The organism is Pseudonocardia sp. DxW (genome assembly GCF_058448985.1).
The window spans coordinates 60029-82333 of the sequence record NZ_JBZFLK010000024.1; the positions used below are offsets into that span (position 1 = coordinate 60029).

Genomic DNA, 22305 nt, shown 5'->3' on the forward strand with positions numbered 1-22305 from the left:
GTGGCGCCGACAACGAGGCGAAGGAGCACACGTTGACCGAGGTCGACAGCACCCGCAGGGTGGTCGGCGGGCACGCGGTCCGGCTGGTGAGCGCCGGTTCGGGCCCGCCGCTGGTGTACCTGCACGGCCTGGGCGACACCGGCGAGCTGCTGCCCCCGTTCGTCCACCTCGCCCGGACCGGCACCCGCACGGTCCTGCGCCCCGACCATCCCGGGTTCCTCGACAGCGCGCCCTTCACCGGCGGCTCGGTCCGCGAGCTCGCCGCCGTGCACGTCGCCCTGCTCGACGATCTCGCCGTCGGCCCGGTCGACCTGGTCGGCTGCTCGTTCGGCGGGTGGGTCGCCGCGGAGGTCGCGCTCGCCGCCCCCGGGGCGGTACGCACGCTGACCCTGATCGACCCGGCGGGCCTGCCCGGCGACGGCAGCGCACCCGACGTGTTCACCACCGATCCGGCACGGATGCTGGACCTCACGGTGCACGACCCGGCGCGCCGGGCCGCGCTGCGGGCGGCCCCGCCCGACCAGCGGGTCGCCGACGGGCTGGCCCGCGGCCGGGCCACCGCCCGGCGGCTCGCCGGGGACCCCTACATGTGCGATCCGGGTCTGGCCGGTCGGCTGGCCGGCCTGCGCATGCCGGTCCAGCTGTTCTGGGGCGCCCGCGACGGCGTCATCCCGGTCGGGTACGCAGCCGGCTGGGAACGTGCGCTGCCCACCGGCACCCGGGTGGAGATCATCGACGAGGCCGGGCACCTGCCGCACGTCGAACGGCCGGACGAGTTCCTCGCCCGCTTCGCCCCGGTGGCGCTCTGATGGAGCTCCGTCACCTGCGCTACTTCGTGGCGGTCGCCCAGACGCTGCACTACCGCAAGGCCGCCGAACGCCTGCACATCGTGCAGCCCGCGCTGAGCAAGCAGATCTCGGCGCTGGAGGGCGAGCTCGGGGTGCAGCTGCTGGAACGCGACCGGCGGCACGTGGCGCTCACCGACGCCGGAACCGCTTTCCTGCACGAGGCGATCGCGGTGCTCGCCCAGGCCGACGTGGCGAAGGCCCGGGCCGTGGCCGTCAGCAAGGGCGAGATCGGGCAGCTGTCGATCGGCTTCATCCAGCCGGCACTGGCCGATCTGCTGCCGCGCGCGCTGCGCCGGTTCCGCCGGGAGTATCCGGGGGTCCGGGTCCGGCTGACCGAGCTGACCAACCGCAGAGCGGCCGAACAGGTGGCCGACCGGACCGTGCACTGCGCGTTCGTCCGGCTCCCGGTCGACGTGCGCGGCACCCTCACCGCCGAACCGATCTCGCAGCAGGACGTGTCGCTGGCCGTACCGGACAGCCATCCGCTGGCCGCCCAGGAGTCGGTCGACATCCGCGAGCTCGCCGGCGAGGAGCTCATCCTGATCGACCGGCAGGTCGAGCCACAGCTGCACGACTACTACACCTCGCTGTGCAACGAGGCCGGGTTCAGCCCGGACATCGCGCACACGGTGAACTCGACCTGGGTCGCGCTCGGGCTCGTCGCGGGCGGCCTCGGCGTCGCGTTCGCGCCGTCGTCGGCGAAGCTCGTCGGCCAGCAGGGGGTGGCCTACCGGCCGCTCGTGGGGGTCACCCCCCGGCTCAACATCGGCCTGCTCTGGGACGACAAGGCCTGTCCCGAGGTACTGACCAACTTTCTCCGGATGCGCTCCTGGGAGGCACGACCATGACCGATGCATTCGGCCCGTCCGATCCCCGCACCCTGTTCGACGTGACGGGTCGCGGTGCGGTGGTCACCGGGGCCGCCGACGGACTGGGCTTCGCCATGGCCCGGGTACTGGCCCGCAACGGGGCCGGGGTGACCCTGGTCGACGTCGACACCGACGTGCTGGCCACGTCCACCGCGTCGCTGCTCGCCGAGGGGCTGGACGTGCGGTCCGCGGTGGCCGACGTGCGCGACGACGCCGCGATCGGCGACGTCATGTCCCGGGCGGCCGGCCGGGACGGCGGGCTCGACATCGTCGTCGCCAACGCGGGGATCTCCTCCGGGCTCGGACGCCGCTTCGGCAACGGGCTCGACTCGGTCGATCCGCAACGCTGGGCGGCCGTGCTGGACGTCAACCTGACCGGGGTGCTGCACACGATCCGGGCGGGCGCGTCCCGGATGAACTCCGGAGGCCGGATCGTGGTCACCGGATCGGTCGCCGGGCTGGATCCCGATCCACTGGTCGGCTATGCCTACTCCAGCTCCAAGGCGGCGACGACGCTGCTGGCCCGCAACGTCGCCGCCGAGCTCGCACCCCGCGGGATCTGCGTCAACGTCATCGCGCCCGGGTCGTTCCGCACCTCGATCGGCAGCCGCAACCCCGGCAACGAGGGAATGCTGGAGGAGCTCACCCGGGCCACCGCGACCGGCCGGATGGCCGATCCGGCCGAGATCGAGGGACTGACCCTGCTGCTCACCTCACCGGCCGCCGGGCACATCACCGGCGCCGTGTACACCATCGACGGTGGCGTGGGGGTGACCAGGCGATGACGGCCGATCGACCCGAACCCCGGCATCCCGAAGCACAGCATCCAGAACCGTTATCACGTAATAGCTTGTGGGTGGTTCTGGGCCCGCACCCGCGCACTAGCCTGGGCGGTGCACGGAGGCCGACACACCAGCGACGCCGCCGCCGGGACCCCGCCCCACGCCCTGCCGCGGTGCGATCCCCACCCCGCCGGGCCACGGATGACCATCCACATGCGGCCCGGGTCGCACGGCAGTCCCCGGCCGCACCGGCCCATGGTCCTCGGCGACCGACGGGCGAGCGCCGGGCAGCAGGAGCCGGACCGATGGCCGGCCCCACCCTCCCGATGACGTGAAGGGAACACACACGATGGCACGAACCCTCTCCGGGACCGTAGCCGCCCTGGTGGCGGCCGCGGCCCTGGTTGCCGGTTGCTCCGGTGGCGCGAACGGATCCGGTGACGCCGGATCCGATGCGGACGGCACCACGACGGTGACGCTGGCGGTGAACCCCTCCGCCCAGTCCGCACCGCTGTTCCTGGGCATCCAGGACGGGATCTTCGCCCGGCACGGCCTGGACATCGAGGTGGTGCCGCAGACCGACGTCGCCGCCATCATCTCCGGCGTCGCCAGCGGCCAGTACGACTTCGGCTTCGCCACCGTGGTGCACGTGCTCAACTCCAACATCAACGGCATCCCGATCCGCGCGGTGGCGACGGTGGAGGGCCAGCAGAAGGCGGCCGAGGAGCCCGAGGAGGGCAACGCGCTGGTCGCCGGACCCGGCTCGGGCATCACCTCCGCCGCCGACCTGGGCGGCAAGACGCTCGGCGTGATCGGCCTGTCCTCGCTGAACACCCTGGCCGCCTGGGACATGGCTGCCGAGCAGGGCGTCGACCCGACGAGCATCGAGCTGGTCCAGCTGCCGTTCGGGCAGATGCCGGCCGCGCTGGTCGCCGGCGACGTCGACGCCGCGGTCATCCAGGCCCCGTTCATCGCCGACGCCGTCGGCCGGGGCGCGACGATCGTCGGCAAGCCGAACGTCGAGACCTTCCCGGACATGGCCGTCGGCCTGTTCACCAGCAGCCAGAACTACATCGACTCCAACGAGGCCCAGGTCCAGGCGTTCTCCACCGCCATGGTCGAGGCCCAGGAGTACGCCTCGGCCAACATCGACAAGGCCCGGGCGACGCTGGTCGACAACCTCGGCATCACGCCCGAGGCGGCCGAGGCCGCGAAGTGGAACACCGGCAGCAACCCGTACGTCAACGTCGAGGGCTTCGCGACCGCCCAGGAGCTGCTCAAGAAGTACGCCGGGCAGACCGAGGACGTCGACGTGACGACGCTGGTGTGGCCGGGGGCCATGGGGCCCGAGCAGGAGTGACCGTCGGGGGGGGGGGCGGCCGCCCCCCCCGGCCCCCCCCCCCCCCCCCCCCCCCCCGAGTCCGCGGACCGACGAAGGAGTGAACGGCAATGGATGCGAACGTGCGCCGCGTGGCCCTCGGGCTGTCACCGGTGCTGGCGGTCCTCGCGGTGCTCGGGCTCTGGCAGGCCGTCACCACCGGCGGGCTGTTCACCGCCGACCAGTTCCCGACGATGACCGACACGCTCGCCGCGCTGGGATCGGCACTCGGCACCGAGGCCTACTGGGAGTCGGTGCTGGCGACCCTGCAGTCGTGGTCGCTGGGGCTGCTGATCGCCTCGGTGCTCGCGCTGCTGATCGGATCGGCCCTGGCCTTCAACGACTTCGCGTTCCGCAGCGCGGCCGGCGTGATCGAGGTGTTCAAGGCCATCCCGGCGATCGCGATCCTGCCCCTGGTGATCATGATCCTGGGCTCCACGCTGGAGATGAAGGTCTTCCTCGTCGCCTTCGGCGTCTTCTGGCCACTGGTCATCCAGGTCATCTACGGCGTCCGCTCGATGGATCCCACCGTGCTGGACACCGCCCGGGCACTCGGGGTGCGCGGCCCGCGCCGGTTCGTCGGGGTCACCGTCCCCAGCGCGGCCCCGTACATCGCCACCGGCCTGCGGATCGCGTCGGCGTCGGCGCTGATCCTGTCGGTGGTCGCCGAGCTCGTCGGCGGGGCCGCCGGCATCGGGCGGAACATCCTGCGCGCCCAGAACGGCGGGACCAGCGCCTATCCCGTGATGTACGCCTACATCATCACCGCCGGCCTGATCGGCATCGTGCTGACCGGCGCCTTCTTCCTGCTCGAACGCCGCGTCATGCACTGGCACGAGTCGCAGCGCAACCGTCGGGCCAACGACCGGAGGGTCCTGCGATGACCGACATCCTCGCCCCGCCGTCACCGGCCACCGTCACCCCGCCCTCCGCAGCGGCTGCCCGCCGCCGGCGCCGCACGGCCCGGGTGCTCACCGCGATCTGGGCGCCGCTGGCGCTGCTCGCCCTCTGGTGGGTGCTCTCGGCGTCGAGCACCTCGCCGTTCTTCCCGCCGCTGAGCCGGATCGTCGCGCTCTGGTGGGAGGAGTGGGTGTTCGGCCCGGCGACCGCCCAGCTGGCGCCGAGCATCCGCAACCTGCTGCTCGGCTACCTCCTGGGCGCCGGGATCGGCATCGTCGCCGGGACCGTGCTCTGGCGGTTCCGCTCGACCCGGGTCGCGGCGAACCCGCTCGTCTACTTCCTGTACGTGCTGCCGGCCCCGGCCCTGCTGCCCGCGCTGATGGCGCTGTTCGGCGTGGGCGAGACCCGGCAGATCGCGCTGATCGCGTTCGGCGCGATCTGGCCGACGCTGCTCAACACCCTCGACGGGATGCGCGGCATCGACGAGGTCAAGTTCGACACGGCGCGCGCCATGCGCCTGCACCGGGGGCAGACGCTGTTCCAGCTCGTGCTGCCGGCCGCGGCGCCCCAGATGGCGGCCGGCCTGCGGGCGAGCCTGCAGACCTCGATCATCCTCATGGTCGTCAGCGAGATGGTCGGTGCCCGACAGGGAATCGGCTACTACATCCTGCAGGCACAGACGGTGTTCGCGGTGCCCAAGATGTGGACCGGCATCATCATGCTGGCCATCGTGGGCACCACCGTCAACCTGCTGTTCGTGGTGCTGGAGCGCCGGATCCTGGCCTGGCACCACCGTTCCCGCGCCCTCGGGAGTTCCTGAGTGCCATCCCGTACCCCGTCCCCAGCCACGGAGCCACCGGAGGACCACGTGACCACCACCTCCCACCGGACCGGAACGCGGTCCACGACGCGCGCGTCGTCCGCCACCGGGCCGGCCGACGGCGAGCCGGTGCTGTCGGTCTCCGGCCTGCGCAAGATCTACGACGCGGGCCGGCCCGAGGCCAAGGTCGCCATCGACGACGTCGGTTTCCGCGTCGAGAAGGGCGAGTTCGTCTGCATCGTCGGACCGTCCGGCGCCGGCAAGACGACCCTGCTGCGCTGCATCTCGGGGCTGGCGCCGGCCACCTCGGGCGAGCTGCACTTCGAGGGCGCCCCGCTGACCGAGGTCCCGGCCCAGCTGGGCCTGGTCTTCCAGGACTACGGCCGGTCGCTGTACCCGTGGTTCACCAACGCCAAGAACATCGCCATGCCGCTGGCCGCCCGCGGCGTGCCCCGGGCCGAGCGGGCCCAGCGGGTCACCGAGGTGCTCACCGCCGTCGGGCTCGGGCACGTCGAGAAGCAGTACCCCTGGCAGCTGTCCGGCGGCATGCAGCAGCGAGTGGCGATCGCCCGGGCGCTGTCCTACCGGCCGGACCTGCTGCTGATGGACGAGCCGTTCGCCTCCGTCGACGCCCAGACCCGGTTCGACCTGGAGGACCTCATCCTGCAGGTGCGCCGGGAGATGGGGATCACCGTGGTGCTGGTGACCCACGACATCGACGAGGCGATCTACCTGGCCGACCGGATCGTCGTGCTGTCCGGCTCCCCGTCGCGGGTGCGGGAGATCGTCGACGTGCCGCTGGGCCGCGACCGCGAGCAGATCGCCACCCGGGCCAGCGACGACTTCCTCGAGCTACGCCGGTACCTGCTCGATCTCGTCATGCCGCACGGCCGATGAGCGCGCCGGCCCGACCGGCCGCGCCGCCGGCGACGACGATCGTCGAGCAGCTGGCCGACACGCTGGTCACGCTCGGCTGCGACCACCTGTTCACCCTGATGGGCGCGGGCAACCTGTGGCTGGTGCACCACCTGGACACCCGGCACGGTGTCCCGGTGCACCACCTGCGGCACGAGAACGGTGCGGTCGGTGCGGCCGACGGTCTCGCCAGGGCCACCGGGCGGGTCGGCTGGTGCACCGTCACGCAGGGACCGGGCTTCACGAACACGATCACCGCACTGCTGACCGCGGCCCGCGGCCGGGTTCCGCTGATCCTGCTGGTCAGCGACACGTCCAACCTGGATCCGCAGCGCTTCCCGTTCGCCGGTGGCGTGCAGGCACTCGCTCCGGAGACGATCCTGGGCCCGCTCGGGATCACCACCGTGCGCACCAGCGGGCCGGACGCCGTGCAGCGGCTGCACGAGGCCCACCGGATCGCGACCGAGCAGTCCCGCACGGTGGTGTACGTGATGCCCGCCGGTCTGGACCGGCTGCCCGCTGGTGACACCCCGGCTGCTGGTTCCCCCGAATCTGGCACCCCCGCAGCTGGTACCCCTGCATCTGGCACCCGTGCCGGGGCCACCGATCCGGTCCGGATCCCGCCGCCCGCCACCCCGGTCGACGCGACCCCGTCCGAGGTCGCGCGCGCCGCGTCCGCCGTCTCGAACAGCAGGTACCCGGTCATCGTGGCCGGCCGGGGAGCGGTCGCCGCCGGTGCCGGTGACCGGATCGCCGAGCTCGCCGAGTTCCTCGGTGCCCCGGTGGCCACCACCGTCCCGGCGTCCGGGGTGCTGGGCGAGCACCCGGCCGTGATCGGCCCGTTCGGCGGGTTCTCGATCGGGCGGACCGAGGAGCTCGTCGCGCGGGCGGACTGCCTGATCGCCGTCGGGGTCGCCCTCGACGCGTTCCAGACCCGCAAGGGCGCGTTGGTGACGGGGCGGACGGTGGTCCGCATCGACACCGATCCGCGCCCGGTCGACGGTGCGGCACTCAACGTTCCCCTGGCCGGGGACGCGGCCACGGCGACCGGACAGCTGCTCGACCGGCTCCGGGCCGGTGGGGGCGCACCGCGCACTCCCGGGCCCCCGCTGCCGGCCGAGCCGATCACCGACGACGTCTCGGTGCCCGGTGCGCTGGATCCGCGGTCGCTCTGCCGCCGGCTGGACCAGGTGCTGCCGGCGTCGCGCCGGGTGGTCGTCGACAACGGGCACTTCGGGGCCTTCCCGGTGCTGTACCTGACCCACCGGGAGCCGCGGTCGCTGCTCTGGATGCCCGACTTCGGGGCGGTCGGCAGCGCGCTGGCGGGCGCCTACGCGTCGGCCGTGGCCGATCCGGACCGCACCACGGTGCTGTTCATCGGCGACTGCGGACTGTTCATGACCCTCGGCGACCTGGAGACCGCGGTGCGGGAGCGGGCACCGCTGGTGGTGGCCTGCTTCAACGACGGCGCGGCCGGCTCCGAGCTCGTCCACATGAAGGACTGGGGCTGTCCCCCGGACCAGGCGATCTTCGGCTACCACGACATCGCCGCGCTGGCCACGGGGATGGGCGCGCAGGGCCGGTCGGTCCGCGAGATCGGCGACGAGGCCGCGGCGTTCGCGTCATGGGACCCGGCGCAGGGCCCGCTGGTGCTGGACTGTCACGTCTCCCGGCAGGTCCGCAGCCCGCTCTACGACCACGTGTGAGCGCCCCGCGGGTCCGGCCTCTCGGGCCGGGCCCGCGGGGCCTCGTCGTGCAGCCGGCCGGCCTCATCCCGCCGGCGGGGCCAGGAACGTCTTGCCGGCGAACGGATCGGTTCCCGACGCCAGCGCCGTGAACACCGCGCCGCCCTCGGTGAGCGGGTGCACCCGCGCCTCGGGCACCTCCACCCGGCCGGTCGCCAGCAAGTCCAGGGCCGCCCGGAAGCTGTCGTCGGTGAAGGTATTGGCGCCCTGCACGGTGATCTCCCGGCGCACCACGTCGAACCAGCCGACCGGACTCTCGTCGGCACCCAGCCCGACCGCGACGACGGTGCCGCCACCGGCGCAGGCCTCGATCGCGGTGCGCCGGGTGGCGGGCACGCCGACCACGTCGAACACGGTGTCGAAGGATCGCAGGGGCAGCTCGTCCGCGGACGCGACGGCGGTGGCGTCCCAGCGCCGCACCGCGTCCCGGCGGCGTGGGTCCGGATCGGCGACCGTGACCGATGCCGGTTCGGCCCACCGCAGGGCCTGCACGATCCACGCCCCGATCGAACCGGCACCGATCACCAGGGTGTCGCCGAGCGGGCCGTGCCGCCGGGCCAGCTCGACGTCGTGCCAGGCCTGGGCCAGGGGTTCCACCCCGGCGGCGGTCTCGAACGAGAGCCCGTCAGGCAGCCGGTGCAGCGCCGACACCGGGACGGCCACCAGCTCGGCGAAGGCGCCCGGCCGGTGCACCCCGATGATCTCCAGGTCGGGGCAGCAGGAGCCCCGGCCGGCCCGGCAGCGGGCGCAGCTCCCGCACACCAGCACCGGATCGACCACGACCCGCTCACCGGCCCGCCAGCCGGGGGCCTCGCCGGCGAGCACGCCCGCGAACTCGTGTCCGCGGACGGCGCCGGGACGGCTGATCCCCATCAGTCCCTTGTGCACGGTGACGTCGGATCCGCATATGCCGGCCCGCCGGACCTGCACCAGCACCTCGTCCGGGCCGGGGGCGGGTTCCGGCACGTCGCCGTGTTCGTGCTGGTGGGGGCCGTGCCAGATCAGGGCCTGCATGGGAACTCCGCATCCACGGGGTGGTTGCGCGGCCGCCGGACACCGGCGGCGGCGAGGGGGATTCCACCGGTCTACCCGACGGCCGGATCCCGACCAAGGTCAGCCTCATAACCAATCGGTGTCACGACGGGGCCAAGTCCTATCACCGGATCCTGTCGGGGACCGCGGCCCGCGGATAGCTTCGAGAAGCCAGTACCGCACGCCATCGTGCCGTCACCGAGGAGCAGCAGATGACTGAGCTTGCCGACCGGCAGCTGACCGCCGCCGGTTCGACCCCGGCGGGGCCGGACGTGCGCGCGGCGGTGGCCGGCCTGCACGATCTCGTCGACGGCTACGGCGCCGAGAACGACGTGAACGGCCGGATCGCCGAGCCGGTCGTCGAGCAGCTGTACTCGTCCGGGGCGGTGTACGTGCTGGCCCCCCGGGAGCTCGGCGGTGGCGAGCTCCGGCCCCGCGAGCTGATGGACGCCTACCGCACGCTGTCCTATGCGGACCCGTCGACCGGCTGGGTCACCATGGCCCTGGCGCTGTCCACCGGGCTGGCGGGCGCGTTCTTCCCGGCGGAGTCGGCCGCCGAGCTGTTCGCGACACCGCGGCTGGGGATCGCCGGTCAGGGCACCCGGGCCGGCAAGGCCGAGCCGGTCGACGGCGGCTACCGGATCAGCGGGCAGTGGTCGTTCGCCTCGGGGATCAAGCACGCGACGCACCTGCACACCGCGGGCGCCGACACCCGTACCGGCGAGGTGCGGTTCTTCATCGTGCCGGTCGACGAGGTCACCTTCGTCGAGAACTGGGACGTGCTGGGCCTGCGCGGCACCGGGAGCATCGACTACACGCTGGACGGGGTGTTCGTCCGCACCGAGCGCAGTTATCCCTCGCTGAGCACCACCCCGGTCACCGGTGGGCCGCTGTACACGATCGGGATCGGCAATTTCGCGAGCATCAACCACGGAGCCTGGGCGTTGGGCACCGGGCGCCGGATCCTCGACGAGCTGGCCGCGGCCGTGCGGGCCCGGTCTGGCCGGCCCGGCTCGCAGGGCGACAGCCCGGCGTTCCACGGCCAGTACGCCGAGGCCGAGCTGAAGCTGCGGGCCGCGCACGCGCTGCTCTACGAGGTGTGGGAGGAGATCGAGGAGCAGGTGTACGCCGGCCGCCCGATGGGGATCAGGCTGGAGACGCTGAACCGGGCCGCCCTGCACAACGCCACCTGGCGGCTGCAGGAGGTGGCCGCGTTCGCCTACGCCGCCGGCGGCTCCGAGGCGCTGCGATCCGGGACGATGCAGCGCCTGTTCCGCGACGTCCAGGGCGGTACCCAGCACATCTCGTCGTCGCCGGCGATCCTGCAGTCGGCCGGACGGCAGCTCGCCGGGCTCGCCGAGGGACAGCGCTGGGTGCACTTCCAGCTGGCCTGAGCCGCGCCAGTACCTCCGGGAGCCCCCGGAGCGCCGGGTCCACCGGCGCTCCGGGGGCTCTCCGTCATCCGGCGACGATGCGGTTGCGCAGTTCCCCGATCCCGTCGACCGCGACCCGCACCAGGTCGCCGGCCTTCAGGTAGACCTGCGGATCGCGGGCCCGGCCCACCCCGCCCGGGGTGCCGGTGAGGATCAGGTCCCCCGGGTGCAGGGTCATCATGGTGGAGACGTAGGACACCAGGTGTGCGGGACCGAAGACCAGATCGGAGATCGCGTGGTCCTGGACGGTCTCGTCGTTGACGGTGGTGGTCAGCCGCGCGGTGGCGTCGATCTCGTCCGCGGTCGCCAGCACCGGTCCGACCGGGGTCGAGGACTCCCAGGCCTTGCCCTGCAGCCATTCCTTGGTGCGCATCTGCCAACCGCGCATCGAGATGTCGTTGGCGAGCGTGTACCCGGCGATGTGCGCCTCGGCGTCGGCCTCGGGGATGCGCCGCCCACCGGTGCCGATGACGACGACGAGCTCGCCCTCCCAGTCCAGCTCGGGGTCCTCGGGAACCGCCTCGATGTCGGCGTACGGCGCGGTCAGCGTGCGCTCGAACTTCGCGAAGAGCGTGGGATGACCGGGCAGGTCACGGCCCATCTCCAGGATGTGCGAGCGGTAGTTCAGCCCGACGCAGACGACGGCACCAGGGTGCGGCACCAGGGTCGTGACGGCGGCGTCGGCGACCGGGACGGCCGCGCCGGTGGCCGCGCCGGCGATGTCGCGCCAGCCGGGATCGGCGAGCAGGGAGCCGACGTCGGCGCACCCGTCGATCGGAAGGTAGTGGTCACCGTCGAGGCGGGCGGCGGTGGTTCCCTCCGGCGTGGTCAGGGTGGCGAGCTTCATCGTTCTCCGATCTCGGCCCGGATCGGGCCGGTGGTGGTTCGGTGGATCAGGTTCTGGTGGGTCCGGCGCGGTCAGCCCAGGACGCGGCGCAGCAGCTCCTGGAGCCGGTCCCGTTCGTCGGCGGTGAGGTGCCCGGTCAACGTGTCCTCCACGAGATCGACCCGCGGGCGCAGGGACTCGTAGGCCGAGCGGCCGTCCGCGCTCAGGTGCAGCACGTTGCGCCGCCGGTCCTCCGCGGCCCGGACCCGTTCGACCAGCCCGTGCCGTTCCAGGCGGCTGACGAGGTCGGCGATCGTGGAGCGGTCCAGGTCGAGGGCGTCCTGCAGGTCGCGCTGGCTCGCACCGGGGCGGGCCGCCAGCGTGGACAGCACACCGAACTGCACGCTGGAGATCTCCGACGACACCTGGCGCTGCCAGGCGGCGACGTGGGCCTGCTGGGCCCGCCGGACCAGGAACCCGGTGTAGCCGTCCGGGCCGGTGTCCCGCGGGGACCGGGCGCCGGTGCTGGGCTGCTCCATCGTCCGATCCTCCGCCCCGCCCTCGCCGGTCCGTGCACCGGTGGCCGCGACGCTCACAGCCACTGCGGTGCGGCAGGGGGCGGGGAGCCCGCGGCGGTGTGCAGGGCCCCGGGCCCGGCCCGCCCGGTCCCCCAGGCGACCAGGTCGGCGGCCGTCCCCCGGACCGTGGTGCTGTCACCGGAGCCGTCCGGTCCGGGTTCCAGGGTGCGGACGCGGTCGCGGTCGCCCGGTTCGAGGACCAGACCGGGGGCGTCCGCGCCGCGCTTGCGCCGCCAGACGGCGATCAGGTCGTCGAGCAGGCCGTCGACGACCTCCGCCGGGAAGTCGGCGACGCGCCCGCCGTTGCCGAGGTCGACGGCGTGCAGCCAGACCTCGCGGGACCGCATCCACACCGTCTCGCTGACCGGGACGGTGCGGCCCTGGGCGGTGCGCACCTCGTTCGCCCACTGCTCCGGTTCCAGGTCACGCCATTCGACGTCGAGATGGACGGCGGCGTGGTCGGACAGGTGCCGGATCGCCCGGACCGGGAGGGTCGCTCCGAGATCGATCTCGGAGCCGCGCTGTTCCGGCGAGGCGTACATCGGGTTGGGCACCCCGGTGCGGGCCCAGCTGCAGAGCCTGGTGAGCGCCCTGGCGTTCAGCCCGACGTGCGCGGCGACGTGGGCCAGGGTCCATCCCGGGAGCCGGGACGGCCCGGCGAACCCGGCGTCGGGCAGGCGTTCGAGCTGCCGGGAGAAGTAGGCCTGCCCCCGGCGGGCCTGCACCAGCGCGTCCCGCAGCACCGGATCGGTGGTGTGGTCGGTACGTGCACTCAACGGACGCCGCCGGCGCCGTCGTCGGACACGCCGGGGATCCAGGTGCGCTGGAAGTGCAGCCGCTCGATGATCGGGCCGTCGGTGAAGCGGAACAGGTCGAACTGTTCACCGTCGGCGTGCAGGGACCAGCTCGTCCAGCTGGGAACGACGAACAGGTCGCCCTTCTGCAGGGTCTGCTCGGTGCCGCCGAGCACGACCGTGCCGCTCCCTTCGAAGACCTGCCAGACGGCGGAGCCGACCTCGTGCCGGGTGCGGGTGGAGACGCCGGCGCGGAGCCGGTGGAACTCGCAGCGGATGGTCGGCATGACGTCGCCACCGGTGGTGGGGTTGACGTAGCGGATCGCCGCGTGGCCCTGCTCGACGGTGGCCGGATGGCCCTCGTCCTCCAGGCGCAGCTGCTCGGTCAGGGCACGGTCGGTGTGCTCCCAGCGGTAGGCGGCGAGCGGGGAGCTGGCGGTGTCCTCCAGCTTGGACAGCGGGCGCAGCCCGGGATGGGCCCACAGCCGCTCACCGCGGGACACGGCGGGCGAGGCCTCGTCGGTGATCCGGTCGGACCCGAACTCGAAGAACCCGACGTCGGTGTAGGCGGCGAACGGCACGTCGAGGCCGTCGATCCAGGCCATCGGCCGCTCGGTGTCGTTGTGGTGGCCGTGGAAGTTCCAGCCGGGGGTGAGCAGCAGGTCGCCGCGGCGCATCGCCACCGGATCCCCGTTGACGACCGTCCACACCCCCTCCCCCTCGACGACGAACCGGAAGGCGTTCTGGCTGTGCCGGTGTTCCGGGGCGGTCTCGTGCCCGCCGAGGTACTGGATGGCGCACCACAGGGTCGGTGTCGCGTAGGCGGTTCCGGGCAGGCCGGGGTTGCGCAGGCTGATCGCGCGCCGCTCCCCGCCCCGCCCGACCGGCACCAGCTCACCGCTCCGCTCGGCGATGTCGAGCAACATCTTCCAGCGCCAGACGTGCGGGACGGCCTTCGGCGACGGGACGAAGGGCTGGATGCCCTCGCGCTGCGTCCACAGCGGGGCCAGATCGTTGGACTCGAAGTCCGCGTACAGGCGCTGCAGCTCGGGTGTGTCGGCGGCGCCGTCCATCTGCTCCATGGCCGGTCCTCTCTGATCGGTCGGGCCTGTTCGGCCGGCACTGACCCATAATAGTCAGTACCCCAACCATAGAGGCCGGGATAGCCCGGCGCATCCGCGCCGGGCCGTGCTCAGCGCCAGCCGAGCTCCGGCGCCAGGTGGGTGAGCACGCTCTCGATCACGTGCGCGTTGTAGTCGACACCCAGCTGGTTGGGGACGGTCAGCAGCAGCGTGTCCGCCGCGGCGATCGCCTCGTCCTCGGCCAGCTCCGCGACGAGCTTGTCCGGCTCACCCGCGTAGGTGCGTCCGAACCGGGCTTCGCCGCCGTCGATGTGACCGACCTGGTCGGTGCTGTGCCGATCCCGCCAGAAGAACTGCCGATCGAGGTCGTTGACGATCGGGAAGATGCTGCGGCTGACCGAGACCCGGGGCTCGCGCTGGTGCCCGGCCGCGTCCCAGGCCGCCCGGAAACGGTGGATCTGCTCGGCCTGCAACTGGTGGAACGGCACGCCGGTGTCCTCGGTGAGCAGCGTCGAGCTCATCAGGTTCATCCCGCGCTCGGCGGTCCACTCCGCGGTCGCCCGGCTTCCGGCGCCCCACCAGATCCGGTCCCGCAGGCCCGGTGAGTGCGGCTCGATCCGCAGCAGCCCGGGCGGGTTGGGGAACATCGGACGCGGGTTCGGCCGGGCGAACCCCTCACCACCGATCCCCTCGAAGAACTGGCGGGTGTGCTCGCGCGCCATGTCCGCGTCGGTGGAGCCCTCGGCGGGCTCGAACCCGAAGTAGCGGTACCCGTCGATGACCTGCTCGGGCGATCCGCGGCTGAGCCCCAGCTGGAGCCGGCCACCGGAGATCAGGTCGGCGGCGCCGGCGTCCTCCGCCATGTACAGCGGGTTCTCGTAGCGCATGTCGATGACACCGGTGCCGAGCTCGATCCGGCTGGTCCGGGCGGCGGCCGCGGCCAGCAGCGGGAACGGCGACGCGAGCTGACGGGCGAAGTGGTGCACCCGGAAGTAAGCGCCGTCGGCGCCGAGCTCCTCCGCCGCCACGGCCAGCTCGATCGACTGGAGCAGCGTGTCCGACGCCGAGCGCACCTGGGACTGCGGAGACGGGGACCAGTGCCCGAAGGACAGGAACCCAATGTTCTTCATGTCTCAACCAACTCGGGTGGGCGGCCGGGCATTCCGCCCGGCGCCGTGACGCCGTCCACCCGGGGGCCGATCGGCCGGGGTCCGGGCCCGCGCCGCGGGGAGCCCGCCGCCGGGGCGTGTGTCCGCACGTCGCCGGCGGGGCGCGCCCGCGTTGCGCGTCAGGCGTATCCGCAGGCCCGGAACGTGGCCCGGCGAACCTCGTCGGCCTCGGCCTCGGTCCAGCCCAGGCGCGCCGCGGCCTCGTCCGGCGTCATCATGATCGGGTCTCCCCAGATGCGGCCGAGCTCCAGCTTCCAGTAGGCCAGCGTCCGGCCGCCCGTTCGCTCGGCATGGTCGCGGATCCGGGCGTCGGCGACGCGCGCCGGGTCGTCGGCCGGCACCGACGCGAACCATGCCATCTCCTCGGCGCTCAGGTGTGCCACGGCCATGACGCTCCTTCCGGCGATGGACGCCGACGGTACCCGGACTCGCCGTCCGTCAGGCTGCGCTCTCGTCGTCGTGCCGGGCGCCCCGAAGAGGCGAGAAGGCGATCACCGCCGCGGCCGCGCAGAAGACGACCACCGCGAGCCACAACGTCGGCCGCAAGCCGATCCGGTCGCCCAGCACCCCGCCCGCCAGGGCCCCGATCACGGCCATCGTGCGGTTGACCGAACGCATGGTGGCGTTCATCCGGCCCTGCAACCCGATCGGCGTGACGGCCTGGCGGTAGCCCAGCTCGTTCGGATCCTCCAGACCGAGTCCGAACCCGTAGGCGGCCTGCGCGAGCGCGACCGTCAGCACCGCCCAGACCCCGCCGCCGGGGACGAGGGCCACCGCCAGCCAGGCCGCCGGGGTGACGAGGCGGCCGACGAGCATCGCCGTCCCCTCCCCCAGCCGACGACCGGCCCCGGGAGCGAGCAGCGCACCGGCGAAGCCGCCGCAGCCGGCCACCGCCAGCACGACGCCGTAGGCCCACGGTGACAGCTCCAGATCTCGCAGGGCCAGCGGCGCGAACACGGTCAGCGCCGCGGCGTTCGCGACGAACCAGATGTGGGTGGAGGGTGCGAGGGGCGCCAACGTGCGGTGCCGGTAGGTCCAGCTCAGGCCTTCCCGGATCTCCCGCCAGATGCTCGTTCGCGCGGACGGGGCGGGAAGATCCTCGGGGACCCGGATCGACGCGATCACCAGCGCCGAGACGACGTGGGCCAGCGCATCGACCAGGATGGCGAAGGGCGCGCCGATCCAGCCGACGAGGCCGCCCCCGGCCGCCGGGCCGGAGGTCTGCGCGACGGTCGCCGACTGTCCCAGCCGGGCGTTGGCCTCGAGCAACGAGCGACGCGGAACGAGCGAGGGCAGCAGCGACTGGGTGGCGGCCATTCCCGAACACCGACAGCACCCCGAACGCGAACAGCACCGAGGCGAGTCCCCAGAGCGTCAGGGCGTCGACCCACCACAGCACCGGGACGGCGAGCAGCAGAATCCCGCGGCCGAGAAGCGTCACGACGAGGACCGGCTTGCGTGGCCGACGATCGACCAGCGCACCCGCCAGCAGGCCGACGAGCAGGTACGGGAGGTACTGGACGGCGTTGATCACGCCCATCTCGGTGGCCGAGGCGCCCAACACCGTGACCACCAGGACCCCGACCGCGACGATCGTCACCTGGGAGCCGAGGACGCCTACCGTGCTCGCCGTCCAGAACCGGGCGAACGCGGGAATGCGCAGAACCTCGCGTCCGTCCACGGGGCGAGCCTAGGTGGCCGCGTCCCTTCTGCCGGGCCTGCTCATGGGCGTGAGCGAGGGTTGGGGTTCGGGCTCCGCCGGCGTCGCGACCCCCTGTCACCCCCCGCCTCCGACGCCCCCAGGACACCGGCGGACCCCACCGCCCCGGACCCGGCCGGACGGCAGCATGGAGTCGTCGACGTACGGAGGTTCCCCGTGGCGGATCAGTCCCCCCAGGAGCGAGAGATCCTGCTGCACGGACAGCGGGTGAGCTACCGCGAGTCCGGCCGCGGCGAGGGCCCGACGGTGCTGCTCGTGCACGGTCTCGCCGCAAGCTCACGCACCTGGGCACCGGTGTTCGACGCGCTCGCGGGCGGCCTGCACGTGGTTGCCCCGGACCTGCTCGGGCACGGCGCCAGCGAGGCCCCGCGCAGCGGCGACTACTCCCTCGGCGGCTACGCGACCGGGCTGCGGGACCTGCTGGCGGCGCTCGACGTCAAGCGGGCCACGATCGTCGGGCACTCGTTCGGCGGCGGCATCGCGATGCAGTTCGCGCACCAGTTCCCCGAGCTCACCGAGCGGGTCGCGCTCGTCGCCTCGGGCGGCCTCGGGCACGACCTGACCCTCGCGCTGCGGGCGGCGAGCCTGCCCGGCACCGAGCTGGTGCTGCGGTCGGCCGCGTCGCTGACCCCGCCGTGGATGCGCCGCGCCGCCCGCCGCCTGGCCCACCGCGTCGGGACGGCGCCGCGCTCCGACATCGACGGCGTGCACACCGCGCTGGAGACCTTCGCCGACCGCGGTACCCGTGGCGCGTTCGTCCAGACCGCCCGCGGCGCGCTCGAACCGTCGGGCCAGCGTCTCGACGGCGCGCAGCGGCTGCACCTGCTCGAGGAGGTCCCGGTACTGCTGGTCGGCGGGAACCGCGACCGTGTCATCCCGCTCGCGCACACCCTGGCCGCGCACGACCGCCTGCCCGACAGCCGGCTGGAAGTGTTCGACGGCGCCGGGCACTTCCCGCACGCCGAGCAGCCGGAGCGGTTCGTGTCACTGCTGCGCGACTTCGTCGACGGGACGGCGCCGGCCGAGGGCGACCGCGACGCGCTGCGCCGCCGGATCCTGGGTCTCCCCCGGGCCGGCTGACTGTTCGCTCACCTCAGGTGCCGGACGAGGAACCGGGCAGCGTCGTCGCCCTCGAAGGCGGGGACTCCGGTGTGCCCGCCGGTGTTGGCGTGCAGCGTCTTCTCGCGACTGCCGAGGGCGTCGAACAGATCCAGTGCGTGCTGCCGGTCGTTGCCCTCGTCGTCCCACTGCAGCAGGACCAGCAGCGGGACGGTGACCGTCCGGGCCTCCTCGACGATCGCGCGGGGCACGTAGCTGCCGGCGAACAGGACCGCGGCCGCTATGCGCGGCTCGGCCGCGGCCATCCGGACGCCGAGCGAGATGATCCCGCCCGACCAGGCGACCGGACCGCACAGGTCCGGGCGGGCGAGCAGCGCGTCCAGCACGGCCCGCCACTCCGGGACCGCCTGCTCGACCAGCGGAAGGACGAGCCGGTCGACGACGTCGTCGGGCACCGGCTCACCGGCCCGTACCGCGCGTTGCAGGTCGGCGCGGGCTCGGTCGGCCTCGGGGTCGCGGGGCCGGTCGCCGGCGCCCGGTAGCTCGAGGGTCGCCGCGGCGAACCCCGCCGCCGCGCAGGATCGGGCCCGGGCGAGCAGCCGGGGGTGCATCCGGCGCAGGTCACCGGGGTGGCCGAGGAGGACCAGCGGGGACGGGGTGGTCGCGGCGGCCGGGGTGGTCGGGGTGGCCGGGGTGGCCGGAGTGGCCGGGGTCCAGAGGATCCCGGGGACGTCGTCGAGGGAGAACGCCGTCTCGACCAGATCGTCGTGGCGCTGTTCGGTGCGGATTCGCATGCGGAGTCGCATGCGGAGTCGCATGGTCGTGCCCTTCGGGAGAGGGCGCTCCCGGGCGACCTACCGCCCGGCCGTGTCCCCGGAGGGGAGCACCCGGCTGTCTGCTGCGGTCACGGGTCCCACCTCCTCGGTTCGGTGCACGGCTGCGGCAACGGTAGTGCGGCCGCGGGTGGTCGGCCAGCGAGTTTCCGCGACCGGGCGCGGTTCAGCCCCCGGTGCCGGACGGGCCCCCGGCCGCCGGGACGGGCCGGACGCCGAGGCGGTCGGCGACCCGGCGCGCGGTCCGCTCGCGGCCCGAGGTGAGATCCCCCAGGGCCTCCCGCACCCGGGCCAGTACCTCCGGGGGTGCCGTGTCCGGGGTGCCGGCGTCGAACGGGGGCTCCGGGGCGTACTGCATGCCCAGCTGGACGACCTCGGCCGCCCGCCGCCCGCGCAGCTCGGCCGCGAGCCGGAGCGCGCCGTCGATCCCGGCCGTGACCCCGCCGGCGAACACCCACGTGTCGTCGACGAGGACCCGGCTGTCGTCGCGGACCGCGCCGAAGTACGGGAGCAGGTGCAGGGCCGCCCAGTGCGTCGTCGCCCGGCGCCCCTGCAGCAGGCCGGCCGCGCCGAGCAGGAGCGCCCCGGTGCAGACCGACAGGACGGCACGGGCCCCCGACACCTGGTCGCGGAGCCAGGTCAGGACCTCCTCGTCCTCCATCAGCGCCTCCTGGCCGGGGCCTCCGGGGACGTGCAGGACGTCGAAGCGCGCCGGCTCGGCGATCGTCAGGTCGGGGAGCACCCGGAGCCCGCGCATGTCGCGGACCGGGCCCTCGGCGGTACCGACGAGCCGGTAGGACGAGTTCGGGATCCGGGACAGGACCTCGAACGGCCCGGTCAGGTCGATCTGGTCGAAGCCGTCGAACACCAGTGAGCCGATCTCGAGGTGCTGGTCGTCGGGGATCACGGGGCCTCCCTGGTGGAACGGACGGGACACCACCACGATCGCGTGCCCGGGGCCCGCGGCGTGAGTGGCCGGCGCGCCGGGAACCGGTACTTTCGCGCCGTGTTCAGCCCTGGGACCGGTCCGGCGGCTCGCCGCGGAAGGTGCGCCGGTACTGCGACGGCGAGACGTGGACGAGGTCGTGGAACCGGCGCCGGAACGCGACCGTCGAGGTGAAGCCGCAGCGGGCGGCCACCTGCTCGACCGGCAGGTCGGAGGCCTCGAGCAGGTGGCGGGCACGGAGGACCCGCTGCCGGGTCACCCACTGCCAGGGCGGGATGCCGACCTCGGCGCGGAACAGCCGCCCGAAGGTGCGGACGCTGTAGCCGGTGCGGTCGGCCAGGTCGGCGAGCCGGAGGGGGTCCCCGAGGTGGTCGTCGATCCAGGCCAGCAGGGCGGCGATGTCGACGTCGGACGGCTCCGGCACCGGGTGCTCGACGAACTGCGCCTGGTCCCCCGACCGGTGCGGCGCCACCAGGCTGCGGCGCGCGACCGCGTTCGCCACCTCGGCACCGCAGTCCTCGCGCACGATCCGCAGGCAGAGGTCGATCCCGGCCGCCACCCCGCCGGAGGTCAGGACCGCGTCGTCGACGACGTAGAGCTCGTTGTCGACGACGGTCGCGGCGGGGAACAGCCGCCGCAGCTCGCCGGTGACGCGCCAGTGGGTCGTCGCGCGGCGGCCGTCGAGCAGCCCGCTGTGCCCGAGCGCGAACGCCCCGGTGCAGATCGACACGAGGCGGGCGCCCCGCGCCGACGCCGCCCGCAGCGCGGCCGACGCCGGTTCCGGCAGCGGGGAGAGGATGTCCTCGTACCCCGGCACGACGACCGTGTCGGCGTCGGCCAGCAGCTCCGGTCCTCCGTCGACACCGATGTCGACACCGGCCGCCGACGGGACCCGCCGGCCGTCCGGGGAGCAGACCGCGAGGGCGTAGTGCACGGGGCCGGAGTCCCGGTGGCGGTGGCCGAAGAACTGCGTCACGGCGCCGAAGTCCAGGACGACGCCGGGGAGCAACAGCGCCACGACGCGGTGCGGGTCGTGCGTCACACGGTCACCTCCCGCGGACTCGTGGGGAACGCGCTCCTCCTGCGGTGGCATCGTGCCGCGCTGGAACGACCCGCTGCCCGTACGGCCGCGCCGCACCATCATCGCCGGGGTCCCGGGATCGGGTGGGACGACCCTCGCCGCACGCCCCGCCCCGGTCCTCGACGTTCCGCACACCGATATAGACGCGCTGTTCCACGGCCCGGGATGGGTGCCGCGGCCGTCCTTCTCCGACGACGTCCGACGGCCGGGTCACCGAGTGGCAGTGCTCCACGGCGCGACCGGTCCTCGCCGCCCGCGGCGGGCCCGCTGGTCTGGCTCGACCTGCAGTTCTGGACCGTCACGCTCGCCCGGGTGCTGCGCCGGCCCCGGCAGCGCAGCCGGGGCCGTGCGGTGCCGTGGAGCGGCAACGTCGGACCGCCACTGTGGAGGGTGCCGGCTCCAGGCCACCACCGGTGCCGCCCCCTCAGCACACAGACGGACCGCCTCGGAGATCGCGTCACCGATCAGGAGTCGGACGAGATTGTCGGTGGTAGCTGGTTCCCTGGCCGGGTGTTCGAGACTCCCGACGAACTGCAGAGCCTGCAGGTGCTGCTCGACAGCTCCTGGGAACGCTCCGGCGACCACCTCCGATCGATCATCAGGCCAGGTGAGAACACCTTGAACGGCGAGCAGGTCGTCCGGGTCTGCGAAGGCATGTGCACCCTGGCCATCGCCACGGTCACCCAGCGCGGCGAGCCACGTATCAGCGGCGCCGACGGCCACTTCCTGCACGGTCGCTGGATCATCGGCACCCACCGCCGGGCCGCGAAAGCCCGCCATCTCGCCGCGCGGCCCGGCATCAGCGCGACATTCATGCGCGGCGAGCAACTCGGCATCTTCACCCACGGACACGCCGTTCCGCTGAACCCCGAGGCAGCGAGCAGCGACCCGGCCTGGCCGGCCATCCGGGACCATCTCGTCGACCACTACGACGACGACACCGGCAACCCCTTCTGGGACGAGAGCGTCTGGTACCGCATCGACCCCAGCTGGATGGTCGCCTACAGCACCGACCCCGCAGGTCTGCTCGATCGAGAACCGACGGCCTGATGGGAGCAGGTCGGCCCGGACGGACACCAGAACCGGACTACGATTGAAACCATGAGTGCGGATCCGCCCGCTGGAACGGACCGGCGAACCGTCCGAGCCGCCGTCGCCATCGCGGTGAACTCCACCGATCTGGAAGGGAGTACTGGGAGCAGATCGCCCGGGACCTGCGCCCTGTCTACACCGCGCCGACCGAGGCCGCCGCGGCGGCGCGGTTCGCCGAGTTCAGCGAGCGGTGGGGCGGGCAGTACCCAGCGATCATCGCGCTCTGGAACAACGCGTGGTCGGAGTTCGTGCCCTTCCTCGACTACGACGTCGAGATCCGCAAGGTCATCTGCTCCACGAACGCGATCGTTATCTGGAGTCGCTCGGCGGCCGTCCGCGACGTCGTCGACGGGCACGTGAGGTCCCGGATCTTGCCTGGTGGACGTGGTTATCTCCCGCGGTC

21 protein-coding genes and 3 pseudogenes are annotated in these 22305 nt (G+C 73.3%); 12 read left to right on the forward strand and 12 right to left on the reverse strand.

Translation table 11 applies throughout. The features are described from left to right. Positions 1–32 precede the first annotated feature (32 nt). The 8 genes from ACVJO7_RS28555 (at position 33) to ACVJO7_RS28590 (ending at position 8218) form a co-directional block, all read left to right on the forward strand. Positions 33–809 carry an alpha/beta fold hydrolase gene (locus tag ACVJO7_RS28555; RefSeq protein WP_491675472.1) on the forward strand — a complete coding sequence of 259 codons (777 nt, stop codon included), beginning with the start codon at positions 33–35 and terminating at the stop codon, positions 807–809. Beyond that, positions 809–1696, forward strand: a complete 888-nt coding sequence (locus ACVJO7_RS28560) for a LysR family transcriptional regulator (protein ID WP_491675473.1) — start codon at positions 809–811, stop codon at positions 1694–1696. The genes ACVJO7_RS28555 and ACVJO7_RS28560 overlap by 1 nt, the downstream gene beginning before the upstream one ends. Then, a complete protein-coding gene (locus ACVJO7_RS28565) occupies positions 1693–2502 on the forward strand; it encodes an SDR family NAD(P)-dependent oxidoreductase (protein WP_491675474.1) in 810 nt (269 codons plus the stop codon). Before ACVJO7_RS28560 ends, ACVJO7_RS28565 begins: the two co-directional genes overlap by 4 nt. Positions 2503–2848: 346 nt before the next feature. Further along, positions 2849–3859, forward strand: a complete 1011-nt coding sequence (locus ACVJO7_RS28570) for an ABC transporter substrate-binding protein (protein ID WP_491675475.1) — start codon at positions 2849–2851, stop codon at positions 3857–3859. An 89-nt stretch (positions 3860–3948) separates the two neighbouring features. Then, on the forward strand, positions 3949–4761 hold the full coding sequence (locus ACVJO7_RS28575; protein ID WP_491675476.1) for an ABC transporter permease: 813 nt from the start codon (positions 3949–3951) through the stop codon (positions 4759–4761). Further along, complete coding sequence (locus ACVJO7_RS28580; protein WP_491675477.1) at positions 4758–5597, forward strand: ABC transporter permease; 840 nt, start codon at positions 4758–4760, stop codon at positions 5595–5597. The genes ACVJO7_RS28575 and ACVJO7_RS28580 overlap by 4 nt, the downstream gene beginning before the upstream one ends. A 48-nt stretch (positions 5598–5645) precedes the next feature. Then, positions 5646–6494, forward strand: a complete 849-nt coding sequence (locus ACVJO7_RS28585; protein ID WP_491675478.1) for an ABC transporter ATP-binding protein — start codon at positions 5646–5648, stop codon at positions 6492–6494. Further along, on the forward strand, positions 6491–8218 hold the full coding sequence (locus ACVJO7_RS28590) for a thiamine pyrophosphate-binding protein (RefSeq protein WP_491675479.1): 1728 nt from the start codon (positions 6491–6493) through the stop codon (positions 8216–8218). Before ACVJO7_RS28585 ends, ACVJO7_RS28590 begins: the two co-directional genes overlap by 4 nt. 63 nt (positions 8219–8281) lie before the next feature. Here the strand turns inward: ACVJO7_RS28590 and ACVJO7_RS28595 are convergent, their stop codons facing one another. Continuing rightward, positions 8282–9271 (reverse strand): zinc-dependent alcohol dehydrogenase, encoded by a 990-nt coding sequence (locus ACVJO7_RS28595; RefSeq protein ID WP_491675480.1) that lies wholly within the window; start codon positions 9269–9271, stop codon positions 8282–8284. 230 nt (positions 9272–9501) lie between these two features. Between ACVJO7_RS28595 and ACVJO7_RS28600 the strand changes: the two genes are divergently transcribed. Further along, entirely contained in the window at positions 9502–10683 is a 1182-nt protein-coding gene (locus ACVJO7_RS28600; RefSeq protein ID WP_491675481.1) for an acyl-CoA dehydrogenase family protein, read from the forward strand. 64 nt (positions 10684–10747) lie between these two features. On the opposite strand, the gene ACVJO7_RS28605 is transcribed toward ACVJO7_RS28600, so the two are convergent. From ACVJO7_RS28605 to ACVJO7_RS28640, 8 genes and pseudogenes are all read right to left on the reverse strand, one after another. After that, positions 10748–11569, reverse strand: a complete 822-nt coding sequence (locus ACVJO7_RS28605) for a fumarylacetoacetate hydrolase family protein (RefSeq protein ID WP_491675482.1) — start codon at positions 11567–11569, stop codon at positions 10748–10750. Between the two features lie 71 nt (positions 11570–11640). Beyond that, positions 11641–12087, reverse strand: coding sequence for a MarR family winged helix-turn-helix transcriptional regulator (locus tag ACVJO7_RS28610; RefSeq protein WP_491675483.1), 447 nt, complete (start codon positions 12085–12087; stop codon positions 11641–11643). Positions 12088–12140: 53 nt separating this feature from the next. Beyond that, a complete protein-coding gene (locus tag ACVJO7_RS28615) occupies positions 12141–12902 on the reverse strand; it encodes a maleylpyruvate isomerase family mycothiol-dependent enzyme (RefSeq protein WP_491675484.1) in 762 nt (253 codons plus the stop codon). Then, positions 12899–13993 carry a cupin domain-containing protein gene (locus tag ACVJO7_RS28620; RefSeq protein ID WP_491675494.1) on the reverse strand — a complete coding sequence of 365 codons (1095 nt, stop codon included), beginning with the start codon at positions 13991–13993 and terminating at the stop codon, positions 12899–12901. Before ACVJO7_RS28620 ends, ACVJO7_RS28615 begins: the two co-directional genes overlap by 4 nt. Positions 13994–14112: 119 nt before the next feature. After that, positions 14113–15132 carry an LLM class flavin-dependent oxidoreductase gene (locus tag ACVJO7_RS28625; protein ID WP_491675485.1) on the reverse strand — a complete coding sequence of 340 codons (1020 nt, stop codon included), beginning with the start codon at positions 15130–15132 and terminating at the stop codon, positions 14113–14115. Positions 15133–15290: 158 nt separating this feature from the next. Beyond that, positions 15291–15560: a hypothetical protein gene (locus ACVJO7_RS28630; RefSeq protein ID WP_491675486.1), complete on the reverse strand. Its 270-nt coding sequence runs from the start codon at positions 15558–15560 to the stop codon at positions 15291–15293. Between the two features lie 49 nt (positions 15561–15609). Then, a pseudogene (locus tag ACVJO7_RS28635) lies at positions 15610–16497 on the reverse strand (MFS transporter); the annotation flags it as partial. 31 nt (positions 16498–16528) lie between these two features. After that, positions 16529–16852 (reverse strand): annotated as a pseudogene (locus tag ACVJO7_RS28640) (MFS transporter); the annotation flags it as partial. A gap of 195 nt (positions 16853–17047) precedes the next feature. Between ACVJO7_RS28640 and ACVJO7_RS28645 the strand changes: the two are divergent. Beyond that, positions 17048–17971, forward strand: coding sequence for an alpha/beta fold hydrolase (locus tag ACVJO7_RS28645; RefSeq protein WP_491675487.1), 924 nt, complete (start codon positions 17048–17050; stop codon positions 17969–17971). An 8-nt stretch (positions 17972–17979) separates the two neighbouring features. Here ACVJO7_RS28645 and ACVJO7_RS28650 read toward each other — a convergent pair whose 3' ends face one another. The 3 genes from ACVJO7_RS28650 to ACVJO7_RS28660 form a co-directional block, all read right to left on the reverse strand. Then, complete coding sequence (locus ACVJO7_RS28650) at positions 17980–18744, reverse strand: alpha/beta hydrolase (RefSeq protein ID WP_491675488.1); 765 nt, start codon at positions 18742–18744, stop codon at positions 17980–17982. Positions 18745–18949: 205 nt separating this feature from the next. Then, positions 18950–19690 (reverse strand): DJ-1/PfpI family protein, encoded by a 741-nt coding sequence (locus ACVJO7_RS28655; protein WP_491675489.1) that lies wholly within the window; start codon positions 19688–19690, stop codon positions 18950–18952. Between the two features lie 103 nt (positions 19691–19793). Beyond that, positions 19794–20771, reverse strand: coding sequence for a GlxA family transcriptional regulator (locus ACVJO7_RS28660; protein ID WP_491675490.1), 978 nt, complete (start codon positions 20769–20771; stop codon positions 19794–19796). 549 nt (positions 20772–21320) lie between these two features. Between ACVJO7_RS28660 and ACVJO7_RS28665 the strand changes: the two genes are divergently transcribed. After that, the gene (locus ACVJO7_RS28665; protein WP_491675491.1) at positions 21321–21860 is read left to right on the forward strand and encodes a pyridoxamine 5'-phosphate oxidase family protein; all 540 of its coding nucleotides are present in this window, start codon (positions 21321–21323) and stop codon (positions 21858–21860) included. Positions 21861–21994: 134 nt separating this feature from the next. Next, positions 21995–22210 (forward strand): annotated as a pseudogene (locus ACVJO7_RS28670) (transposase); the annotation flags it as partial. Between the last annotated feature and the right edge of the window lie 95 nt (positions 22211–22305).

Coding starts and splice junctions, on each gene's coding strand:
- ACVJO7_RS28560 (WP_491675473.1), top strand. CDS start 809: ATGGAGCTCCGTCACCTGCGCTACTTCGTGGCGGTCGCCCAGACGCTG.
- ACVJO7_RS28565 (WP_491675474.1), top strand. CDS start 1,693: ATGACCGATGCATTCGGCCCGTCCGATCCCCGCACCCTGTTCGACGTG.
- ACVJO7_RS28570 (WP_491675475.1), top strand. CDS start 2,849: ATGGCACGAACCCTCTCCGGGACCGTAGCCGCCCTGGTGGCGGCCGCG.
- ACVJO7_RS28575 (WP_491675476.1), top strand. CDS start 3,949: ATGGATGCGAACGTGCGCCGCGTGGCCCTCGGGCTGTCACCGGTGCTG.
- ACVJO7_RS28580 (WP_491675477.1), top strand. CDS start 4,758: ATGACCGACATCCTCGCCCCGCCGTCACCGGCCACCGTCACCCCGCCC.
- ACVJO7_RS28590 (WP_491675479.1), top strand. CDS start 6,491: ATGAGCGCGCCGGCCCGACCGGCCGCGCCGCCGGCGACGACGATCGTC.
- ACVJO7_RS28595 (WP_491675480.1), bottom strand. CDS start 9,271: ATGCAGGCCCTGATCTGGCACGGCCCCCACCAGCACGAACACGGCGAC.
- ACVJO7_RS28600 (WP_491675481.1), top strand. CDS start 9,502: ATGACTGAGCTTGCCGACCGGCAGCTGACCGCCGCCGGTTCGACCCCG.
- ACVJO7_RS28605 (WP_491675482.1), bottom strand. CDS start 11,569: ATGAAGCTCGCCACCCTGACCACGCCGGAGGGAACCACCGCCGCCCGC.
- ACVJO7_RS28610 (WP_491675483.1), bottom strand. CDS start 12,087: ATGGAGCAGCCCAGCACCGGCGCCCGGTCCCCGCGGGACACCGGCCCG.
- ACVJO7_RS28620 (WP_491675494.1), bottom strand. CDS start 13,993: ATGGACGGCGCCGCCGACACACCCGAGCTGCAGCGCCTGTACGCGGAC.
- ACVJO7_RS28625 (WP_491675485.1), bottom strand. CDS start 15,132: ATGAAGAACATTGGGTTCCTGTCCTTCGGGCACTGGTCCCCGTCTCCG.
- ACVJO7_RS28630 (WP_491675486.1), bottom strand. CDS start 15,560: ATGGCCGTGGCACACCTGAGCGCCGAGGAGATGGCATGGTTCGCGTCG.
- ACVJO7_RS28650 (WP_491675488.1), bottom strand. CDS start 18,744: ATGCGAATCCGCACCGAACAGCGCCACGACGATCTGGTCGAGACGGCG.